8 protein-coding genes and 1 pseudogene are annotated in these 10,446 nt (G+C 65.9%); 7 read left to right on the top strand and 2 right to left on the bottom strand.

Annotated elements, in window-relative coordinates; genetic code table 11:
• Positions 1-141: 141 nt before the first annotated feature.
• A pseudogene (locus RMP06_RS20940) lies at positions 142-540 on the top strand (AAA family ATPase); the annotation flags it as partial.
• Positions 541-565: 25 nt separating this feature from the next.
• Here RMP06_RS20940 and RMP06_RS20945 read toward each other — a convergent pair.
• On the bottom strand, positions 566-2,311 hold the full coding sequence (locus RMP06_RS20945) for a diguanylate cyclase domain-containing protein (protein WP_310463732.1): 1,746 nt from the start codon (positions 2,309-2,311) through the stop codon (positions 566-568).
• Between the two features lie 161 nt (positions 2,312-2,472).
• Entirely contained in the window at positions 2,473-3,207 is a 735-nt protein-coding gene (locus RMP06_RS20950; protein ID WP_310463733.1) for a Crp/Fnr family transcriptional regulator, read from the bottom strand.
• Between the two features lie 198 nt (positions 3,208-3,405).
• On the opposite strand from RMP06_RS20950, the gene RMP06_RS20955 reads away from it, so the two are divergent.
• The 6 genes from RMP06_RS20955 to RMP06_RS20980 all read left to right on the top strand — a co-directional run.
• Positions 3,406-5,352 carry an AMP-dependent synthetase/ligase gene (locus tag RMP06_RS20955; RefSeq protein ID WP_310463734.1) on the top strand — a complete coding sequence of 649 codons (1,947 nt, stop codon included), beginning with the start codon at positions 3,406-3,408 and terminating at the stop codon, positions 5,350-5,352.
• Positions 5,353-6,162, top strand: a complete 810-nt coding sequence (locus RMP06_RS20960) for an ABC transporter ATP-binding protein (RefSeq protein WP_310463735.1) — start codon at positions 5,353-5,355, stop codon at positions 6,160-6,162.
• Between the two features lie 25 nt (positions 6,163-6,187).
• Complete coding sequence (locus tag RMP06_RS20965; RefSeq protein WP_310463736.1) at positions 6,188-7,117, top strand: branched-chain amino acid ABC transporter permease; 930 nt, start codon at positions 6,188-6,190, stop codon at positions 7,115-7,117.
• A gap of 28 nt (positions 7,118-7,145) precedes the next feature.
• Complete coding sequence (locus RMP06_RS20970) at positions 7,146-8,210, top strand: branched-chain amino acid ABC transporter permease (protein WP_310463737.1); 1,065 nt, start codon at positions 7,146-7,148, stop codon at positions 8,208-8,210.
• A 67-nt stretch (positions 8,211-8,277) separates the two neighbouring features.
• A complete protein-coding gene (locus RMP06_RS20975; RefSeq protein ID WP_310463738.1) occupies positions 8,278-9,612 on the top strand; it encodes an ABC transporter substrate-binding protein in 1,335 nt (444 codons plus the stop codon).
• Positions 9,613-9,663: 51 nt separating this feature from the next.
• The coding region (locus RMP06_RS20980) for an ABC transporter ATP-binding protein (RefSeq protein WP_310463739.1) at positions 9,664-10,446 on the top strand (783 nt) is incomplete at its 3' end.

Genomic DNA, 10,446 nt, shown 5'->3' on the forward strand with positions numbered 1-10,446 from the left:
TGCCCAGGCCCTGCGACCGGATCATCTGCACGACCTGCAGCTTGAAGCTCGCGTCAAAGACTCTTCGTTTCGTGTTCGTCACGTTCGTTGCCCAGGTGATTTCCACCTATCGGTGTGTGCGAAATCATTAGATCAGGACACACCGCGCACAGCTTCACCGACGAGTTCGCCGAGGTCGCCATCGATGCCAGCCAGGTGATCTGGATCGCGACCGCCAACGACGAGCGCGCCATCCCCGAGCCCATCCTCAACCGGATGAACGTCTACGAGGTGCCGATGCCCGATGCGGACGCTGCCCGGCGCATCGCGCTGCGGCTGTACGCCGGCATCCGCGCTGCGCACGAATGGGGCCGGCGCTTCGACGAGACACCGTCGGAGGCGGTGCTGGAGCGTTTCGCCGAGATGGCACCCCGCGAGATGCGCCGGGCGTGGATGACCGCATTTGGCAACGCCAAGCTGGCGCGGCGCACCACGGTCGTGCAGGCCGATCTGCCCGACAGCGGGGCAGGCAAGCGCTCGCCGATCGGGTTTGTGCATTAGCGGTCTTGCAGCAGATCGAGCTTGCTCAGGCAGGCGCTACGGCGCGCCGAATCTGCAGCTTGCCGGCCTGCTTTCCAGCGTACATCGCCCGGTCCGCCAACTCCAGAAGAACGCCGAGGTCAACGCCATCCATCGGAGACAGCGCATAGCCGATCGTCGCGCCAACGCTGCAGTGGCTGCCCTGCACCGGGATGGGCGCACACATCGCCTGAAGCAGCTTGTCGCCGATCCGGCGGGCGGCATCTTCGTCGCGCAGATCGACAACCACCACCACGAATTCGTCACCGCCGATGCGCGCGACCAGATCGGCCAGACGCACCTGCGCCCTGAGCCGGGCGGCAATCTCGATCAGCACCGAGTCGCCAGCATGGTGGCCGAGGCGGTCATTGACCGGCTTGAAGCCGTCCAGGTCCAGCAGGTACAGCCCGACCAGCGCGCCCGGCCGTGCCCGCAGCAGCACAGGTGCGGCGGCGGTCTGCAAACCGCGGCGGTTCAACACACCCGTCAGCGCATCGGTGTCGGCCAACTGGCGCAGACGCTCGCTGTCCAGGTGATCCCGCTCGGCGGCGCGGCGCAGGCTGTCCACGCGGATGCCCATCACCACCTGCCACATCACCATCTCGACCAGCGAGGCGATCTGGAACACATGCAGCGTGACGGGCGTGGCGGGAATCCGGCCACTGACCAACAGCGCCAGCACCACCACGCCGGCCGTGTAGATACCCCAGCCGACGAGGATGTAGCCCGCGGCGCGGTCTCCCTGTCGCCAGCGCCGCCAGGCGATCGGCAGCGCCAGGACCGTCGGAAACTGCCCCAGAACCTTGGCGACCCGCTGGCCATCGCGGTAGGTGATCACGCCGGTCAGCAGCAGCACCAGCGTCACGGCGCACAGCAGCGCCCCAATGCGCATCGCCCGCGACAACCAGGGCGAGAGACCCCGGATATCGAGCGCGCGGTCGATGAAGAGGAAAGCCCCCAGCACCCCCAGCAGGATGCAGACCGGCGGCAGCAGCTCGGACAGCCACAGCGCCTCGCCCCAGACGTGCTGCAGCCCCATGCCCTGGAAGGCAAACTGGAACATGCCGACGCCGCCGACGCCGACCGCGTAGTACGCGAACATCCGGTCACGCAGGCTGTACCACTGCGCCAGGCTGTAGATCAGCAGCGACAGCATCACGCCGCTCGCCAGACCCTGCAGCATCTGGGTGCGTTCCTCGTGGAACTGGCGGCGCTGCGGCGATGTCATCTGCACCGGCACGAGCATGCTGCCGGAGGTCTCGACCCGCAGCACCATCGTGTAGCGTCCAGCGGACAAGGCCAACGGCATCACATGGGTGCGGGTCGGCAGGGGCCGCTCGGACAGCCGCAAGTGGTCGCCGTTGCGCACCACCACCGTCGGCTGGCCCTCGCGCAGGACATGCAGGTCGGCATGGTCCAGCGAGGCATAGCCGACGTCGAGCAGCCAGTCGCCCGCAGCGTCCGGCTCGACCTCCACATCCCAGACCAGCCAGGCCACGCCGCCGAACTCGCCGAAGTTCGAGGTTGGCACGGCGGGGGGACGGCGCTGCGGCAAGCGGGCCAGTACATCGGACAAGGTCCAGCGGGCCACATCCTCGGTCAGCACGGACAGCAGCGGCCAAACGTCCACCTCGGTTGCGCGGGTGTCCAGCACGGCGATGCCAGGCGCCCGGACCCGGGCCTCCACCCCGCCCGCTTGCACGCCCGACACCAGCAGACACACAGCCAGCAGCCCGCCCAGCCACCGGACCACCGCTGCAGCTCCCTGCCAGGACAACCAACGACAACGCGACATGCAGCCTCGAACTGCGCGGGAATCGAATGCCCTCCCGCCACCACGGCGAACCCGCGACGCACGGGTTCATGGTCGTTGTCGACGCAGGCCGGCTGAACTTGACGCCGATCCGTATGCGCTCAGGCCGGATCCGGCGGCAGCGGCGCGCTGAGTGGCCCGTAGGCGCGCAGTCCCGCCAGGTCCAGCACGCGCAGTCCACCGTATTCGATGCGGATCAGGCGCCGCGCCTGCAGCACACGCAGCGCCTCGTTGACCCGCTGGCGCGACAGCCCGACCAGATAACCCAGCTCCTGCTGCGTGATGCGCAGTACCTCGCCCACGCCCGGATACAGCACCGGGTGGAACAGCGCCGAGAGGTTGCGGGCGACGCGTGAATCCGGATCGTTGATGCGGTCGATCTCGCGCGCGGCGATGAACTGGCCGAGCCGCTCGTTGAGCTGGTTGAGCACAAAGCGGTTGAACGGCAGACTCTGCTCCAGCAGTTCGTGGAACACCTCGACCGGCACGCCCGCCACCACCGTGCGGCGCAGGGCTTCAATGTTGTAGCGGTAAGGCTCGCCCTTGAGCAGCGTGCCCTCCCCAAACCAGGCACCGGGCGGCACGCCCGTGAAGGTGATCGGCGTGCCCATGACGTTGTCGCTGCTCATCTTGAGCAGGCCGTCGATGACACCAAACCAATAGGTCGCCGGTCGGCCGATGCGGCAGATGTACTCGCCCACATCCGCCTGGACTGAGCGCAGCGACGACAACGCCAATGCCCGGTGCGCCGGTGCGAGCTGCGCCAGCCACGGAATTTCGTCGAGTTCGCGCCCCGTGGGCAGACGTGCGCGTTCGCGCAGAGCAGTCAGACTCATGCAAAAGGCCTCCAGGGCGGGAAACTCCGCTTGGGAGTGTCCCTAGGATTGTCGTCAGGTTGACATCCTGACGTCAAACCCGGGCATACGATGCCTCCACAACGAAGCGGCCCCGAAGCCCACCGCCCCTGTGCCCACGATGCACTGTTCCGCACTTCCCCTTTGCCCCATTTGCCCCACAACCCGAGGAGACGCGTGGTGACCACGACATTTCCGCGCCTGCTGCTGGACCATGCCCAGCGCCGACCCGACGCGCCGGCCCTGCGAGAAAAAGAATACGGCATCTGGCAGACCTTGAGCTGGAAAGCCCTCGCCGCTGAAGTCCGCCGCATGGCCGGTGGTCTGGCCGCCGCGGGCCTGCAGCGCGGTCAGCACATCGTGGTGATCGGCGACAACCGCCCGCGCCTGACGATGACGATGCTGGCAGCGCAGAGCCTCGGTGCGATCCCGATCCCGCTGTACCAGGACGCCACCGGACCCGAGTGTGTCTTCCCGCTCAACAACGCCGAGGTCGCCTTCGCGGTCGTCGAGGACCAGGAGCAGGTGGACAAGCTGCTGGAGGTCCGCGACCAGTGCCCGCAGCTCTCGCGCATCTGGTTCGACGACCCGCGCGGCCTGCGCAAGTACAGCGAACCGGGCCTGGCCTCGGTCGATGACCTGCTCGCCGCCGGGGACACCTACGAACGCCAGAACGCGAACTTCTTCGAGAAATCGATCGAGACGGTGCGCCCGGAAGACGTGGCCTCGATGTTCTTCACGTCAGGCACCACCGGCAACCCCAAGGGCGTCGTCCACACCCACGGTTCGCTGACCGACCGTGCGCAGGCAGGCGCTTCCTTCGACAAGCTGACCAGCAGCGAGGAGGTGCTCGCCTACCTGCCGCCGGCCTGGATCGGCCAGAACATCTTCAGCTACGCGCAGTGGCTGGTGTGCGGCTACGTGGTGAACTGCCCCGAGTCGGCCGCCACCGTGACGATCGACCTCAAGGAGATCGGCCCGACTTACTACTTCGCGCCGCCACGGGTGTTCGAAGGGCTGCTGACCAGCGTCACCATCCGCATGGAAGACGCCAGCCCGCTGAAGAAAAGCCTGTTCAAGGGCTTCATGGCATTGGCCAAGCGGGTCGGCCCGGCGCTGATGGACGGCAAGCCAGTCGGCCTGCTGGACAAGCTGAAGTACAAGCTCGGTGACCTGAGCATCTACGGCCCGCTGCGCAACTCGCTCGGCCTGAGCCGGGTGCGCGTGGCCTACACGGCAGGCGAAGCGATCGGGCCGGACCTGTTCACCTTCTACCGCTCGATCGGCGTCAACCTCAAGCAGCTCTACGGCTCGACCGAGACCGCCGTGTTCGTCTGCCTGCAACCCGACCATGAAGCGCGGGCCGACACGGTGGGCGTGCCCTGCGACGGCGTGGAGATCCGGCTGGCGGACTCGGGCGAGATCATGATCAAGTCGCCGGGATTGCTGAAGGAGTACTACAAGAATCCCAAGGCCACCGAAGAGGTGCTGACCAAGGACGGCTGGTACCACAGCGGCGACGCCGGTTTCATCGACGCGCACGGCCACCTGAAGATCATCGACCGCGCCAAGGATGTCGGCCGCCTCAAGGGCGGTTCGCACGACGGCGCGATGTTTGCCCCGAAGTACGTCGAGAACAAGCTGAAGTTCTTCCCGTTCATCAAGGAAGCCGTGGCCTTCGGTGACCAGCGCGACCGGGTCTGTGCCTTCATCAACATCGACATGGAAGCGGTCGGCAACTGGGCCGAGCGGCGCAACCTGCCTTATGCCGGTTACGCGGACCTCGCCGGCAAGCCGGAAGTGCTGGCGATGATGCGCGAGTGCGTCGAGCAGACCAACGCCGACCTCGCGCAGGACGAGATGCTCGCCGGCAGCCAGATCCACCGCTTCCTCGTGCTGCACAAGGAGCTGGACGCGGACGACGGCGAGATGACCCGCACCCGCAAGGTCAAGCGCGGCGCCATCGCCGACAAGTACGCGGTGCTGATCGACGCGCTCTACGGCGGCAAGACCGAGCAGTTCATGGAGATCGCCGTGAAGTTCGAGGACGGCCGCAGCGGCAGCGTCTCGGCCACGCTGCAGATCCTCGACACCAAGACCTTTCCCGCTGTCCGGAGGGCTGCCTAAATGTCCGTGATCGACCCAGGCAAGAACGCCGACAAGAAAATCGGCGAGGTCATCCTCGACGTGGCCAACATCTCCCTGCGCTTCGGCGGCGTCAAGGCGCTGACCGACATCAGCTTCAACGTGCGCGAGCACGAGGTGCGGGCCATCATCGGCCCGAACGGCGCCGGCAAAAGCTCGATGCTCAACTGCATCAACGGCGTCTACACCCCGCAGGAAGGCAAGATCAGCTTCCGCGGCCAGACCTTCAGCCACATGAACAGCCGGCAGGTCGCCGAGATGGGCGTGGCGCGCACGTTCCAGAACCTGGCGCTGTTCAAGGGCATGAGCGTGATCGACAACCTCATGACCGGCCGCAACCTGAAGATGAAGACCAACCTCTTCCAGCAGGCGATCCGCTGGGGAGCCGCCGCGCGGGAAGAAGAGGCGCACCGCGAGTTCGTCGAGCACATCATCGATTTCCTCGAAATCCAGGCGTTCCGCAAGACGCCGGTCGGGCGGCTGCCGTATGGCCTGCAAAAGCGCGTGGACCTGGGCCGCGCGCTGGCGATGGAGCCGCAGGTGCTGCTGCTCGACGAGCCGATGGCCGGCATGAACGTCGAGGAGAAGCAGGACATGTGCCGCTTCGTGCTCGACATCAACGAGGAGTTCGGCACCACGATCGTGCTGATCGAGCACGACATGGGCGTGGTGATGGACATCTCCGACCGCGTGGTCGTGCTGGACTACGGCAAGAAGATCGGCGATGGCACGCCCGACGAGGTGCGCGCCAATCCAGACGTGATCAGTGCCTATCTGGGCACCAGCCACTGAACGCCACGATCACGGGAGCACTGACATGGGATTTTTCCTCGAAGCACTCATCGGCGGCCTGATGACAGGCATGCTGTATTCACTGATCGCACTCGGCTTCGTGCTGATCTTCAAGGCGTCGGGCGTCTTCAACTTCGCGCAAGGGGCGATGGTCCTGTTCGCGGCCCTCGCCATGGCGCGGTTCGCCGAATGGATTCCGGCGCTGCTGCACATCGACAACAAGACGATCGGCAACATCCTGGCCTTCATCGGCGCGATGGGCGTGATGGTCATCGTGGCCTGGGTGATCGAACGCTACGTGCTGGGCAAGCTGGTGAACCAGGAGGGCATCACGCTGCTGATGGCCACGCTGGGCATCACCTACTTCCTCGACGGCGCCGGCCAGACCTTGTTCGGCTCGGACATCTACAAGATCGATGTGGGCCTGCCCAAGGACCCGATCTTCCTGCTGGAGAACGTGTTCCAGGGCGGCGTGCTGGTCGGCTCGGAAGACCTGTACGCGGCGCTGATCGCCGCGACGATGGTGGCGGTGCTGGCCGCGTTCTTCCAGTACACCTCGACCGGCCGCGCCCTGCGCGCGGTGGCCGATGACCACCAGGCAGCGCAGTCGATCGGCATCCCGCTGAACCGGATCTGGGTCATCGTCTGGTCGGTGGCAGGCTTCGTGGCACTGGTCGCCGGGATCATCTGGGGCTCCAAGCTCGGGGTGCAGTTCTCGCTGTCGCTGGTGGCCCTGAAGGCGCTGCCGGTGGTGATCCTGGGCGGGCTGACCTCGGTGCCGGGCGCCATCATCGGCGGGCTGATCATCGGCGTCGGCGAGAAGCTCTCGGAGGTCTACATCGGCCCGATGGTCGGCGGCGGCATCGAGATCTGGTTTGCCTACGCCCTGGCGCTGATCTTCCTGCTGGTGCGTCCGCAAGGGCTGTACGGCGAAAAGATCATCGACCGCGTCTGACCACCACAAGAAACACGGAGACACCTTCATGCTTTACCGTGAGAACGGCCAGTTCAAGACCAGCTACCGCTCGGACCAGCAGATCTTCCCGATCACGCAGGACCGCCTTGGTGTCCTGGCGCTGATCGCTTTCGCTGCGATCGCCGTGCCCTTCCTGGCGTCGGAATACACCTTCCGCGCCGTGCTGATTCCCTTCCTGATCCTGTCGCTGGCGGCCCTCGGGCTCAACATCCTGGTGGGCTACTGCGGCCAGATCTCGCTGGGCACCGGCGGCTTCATGGCGGTCGGCGCCTACGCGGCCTACAACTTCCTCCTGCGCATCGACGGCATGCCGCTGATCCCGGCGCTGCTGCTGGGCGGAGCGTGCTCGACGGTGCTCGGCGTGCTGTTCGGCATCCCGTCGCTGCGCATCAAGGGGCTGTACCTCGCGGTGGCCACGCTGGCAGCGCAGTTCTTCATCGACTGGAGCTTCCTGCGCATCAAGTGGTTCACGCTCGACTCGGCCTCCGGCTCGGTGAGCGTCTCGGGCCTGCAGGTGCTGGGCATGCCGATCGAGACGCCGGTGCAGAAGTACCTGTTCTGTCTGGCCTTCCTGTGCGTGTTCGGCCTGATGGCCAAGAACCTCGTGCGCAGCAACATCGGCCGCGAGTGGATGGCCATGCGCGACATGGACGTGGCGGCAGCCGTGATCGGCATCCGCCCGGTCTACGCCAAGCTGACCGCGTTCGCCGTGTCGAGCTTCATCGTCGGCGTGGCGGGCGGGCTGTGGGGCTTCGTCCACCTGGGTTCATGGGAGCCGGCAGCGTTCTCGATCGACCGCTCGTTCCAGTTGCTGTTCATGGTGATCATCGGCGGCCTCGGCTCGATCATGGGCAGCTTCTTCGGCGCCGCCTTCATCGTGCTGCTGCCGATCTTCCTGGACAACGTGCCGCAACTGTTCGGCATCCCGATCGACACCGCGCTCGCCGCCCACATGACCTCGATGATCTTCGGCGCGCTGATCGTCTTCTTCCTGATCGTCGAGCCGCACGGGCTGGCCCGACTCTGGTCCATCGGCAAGGAAAAGCTGCGCCTGTGGCCCTTCCCGCACTGAACCGTCCCGTTCCCACCCTGTCGATCCAGACCTTGACCTTGACCGTCACCACCACCCAGAGGCAGCCATGAAACTCCAGTTCAAGTCACTCGCCCTCGCTGCATCCATCGTTGCAGCCGTCGCCGGCTCCGTCGCCGCGCCCGCCGCCTTCGCCCAGGCCAAGGAGCAGTTCTTCCCGGTGCTGGTCTACCGCACAGGCCCCTACGCGCCCAACGGCGTGCCCTTCGCCAACGGCTATGTGGACTACCTGAAGCTGGTCAACGCGACCAATGGCCTGGGTGGCGTGAAGGTCACGTTCGAGGAGTGCGAAACCGGCTACGCCACCGACCGCGGCGTCGAGTGCTACGAGCGCATGAAGGGCAAGGGCGCGACCGTGTTCCAGCCGCTGTCCACCGGCATCACCTTCGCGCTGACCGAGAAGGCGCCCGGTGACAAGATCCCGCTCATCACCGCCGGCTACGGTCGCAGCGAATCGGCCGACGGTGGCGTGTTCAAGTGGAACTTCCCGCTGCTGGGCACCTACTGGATCGCTGCCGACGCGCTGATCCAGCAGATCGGCAAGAAGGAAGGCGGCCTCGCCAACCTCAAGGGCAAGAAGATCACCCTCGTCTACCACGACTCGCCGTTCGGCAAGGAGCCGATCCCGCTGCTGCAGGAACGCGCAAAGACCCACGGCTTCGAGCTGCAACTGCTGCCCGTGACGGCACCCGGCGTGGAGCAGAAGTCCACCTGGCTGCAGATCCGCCAGAGCAAGCCCGACTATGTGCTGCTGTGGGGCTGGGGCGTGATGAACTCGACCGCCCTCAAGGAAGCCGTGGCCACCGGCTACCCGCGCGAGAAGATGTACGGCGTGTGGTGGGCCGGCGCCGAGCCGGACGTGAAGGACGTGGGCGAAGCCGCCAAGGGTTACAACGCCGCTGCCATGCAGCACGGCGCGCAGCCGGAAGCCAAGGTGGTGCAGGACATCCTCGCCAAGGTCCACGGCAAGGGCGAAGGCACGGGGCCGAAGGAAGAGGTCGGCTCGGTGCTCTACATGCGCGGGATGATGTCGGCCATGCTGGGCGTCGAAGGCGTCAAGCGCGCCCAGGAACGCTTCGGCAAGGGCAAGGTCATGACCGGCGAGCAGGTGCGCTGGGGTCTGGAGAACCTGGCGCTGGACCAGAAGAAGCTCGACGGCCTGGGCTTCGCCAACGTGATGCGCCCGGTCTCGACGAGCTGCATGGACCACGTCGGTGCCGGCTGGGTGCGCGTCCACACCTGGGACGGCAAGAAGTGGGGCTTCACCTCCGACTGGCTACAGGCCGACGACATGATCCTGCGTCCGATGGTGCGCGCCGCAGCCGACAAGTACGCCGCCGAGAAGAAGATCGAGCGCCGCAAGCCGGAAGACTGCCAGTCCTGATCTGAGCTGAGCTGAGCTGAAGAAACTCCCGCGACCCAGGTGACACGCCCCATGAGCACTCCGAACATTCTCCTGAACGTCAACGGCATCGAGGTGATCTATAACCACGTGATCCTCGTGCTCAAGGGCGTGTCCCTGCAAGTGCCGGAAGGCAAGGTCGTCGCCTTGCTGGGCGGCAACGGCGCGGGCAAGACGACCACGCTGCGGGCCATCAGCAACCTGCTGGCGGGCGAGCGTGGCGATGTCACCAAGGGCTCGATCGAGCTGCGCGGAGAGCGCATCGAAAAACTCTCCACCTCCGACATGGTCAACCGCGGGGTGGTGCAGGTCATGGAAGGCCGGCACTGCTTCGCACACTTGACCATCGAGGACAACCTGATGACCGGCGCCTACACCCGCAAGGATGGCAAGGCGGCGGTCGCCGAGACGCTGGAGAAGGTCTACAACTACTTTCCCCGGCTCAAGACCCGCCGCACCAGCCAGGCCGCCTACACCTCGGGCGGCGAGCAGCAGATGTGTGCCATCGGCCGTGCGCTGATGGCGAACCCGAGGATGGTGCTGCTGGACGAGCCCTCGATGGGTCTGGCGCCGCAGATCGTGGAAGAGGTGTTCGAGATCGTGAAGGATCTCAACACCAAGGAACGTGTCACCTTCCTGCTGGCCGAACAGAACACCAACATGGCCCTGCGCTATGCCGACTACGGCTACATCCTGGAGAACGGCCGCATCGTCATGGACGGCGCCGCCCAGGATCTGCGCGAGAACGAGGACGTGAAAGAGTTCTACCTCGGCATGGGCGGCGGCGACCGCAAGAGTTTCAAGGACAACAAGAGC

Source organism: Sphaerotilus sp. (genome assembly GCF_031429695.1).
Classification (GTDB): Bacteria; Pseudomonadota; Gammaproteobacteria; order Burkholderiales; family Burkholderiaceae_C; genus Sphaerotilus.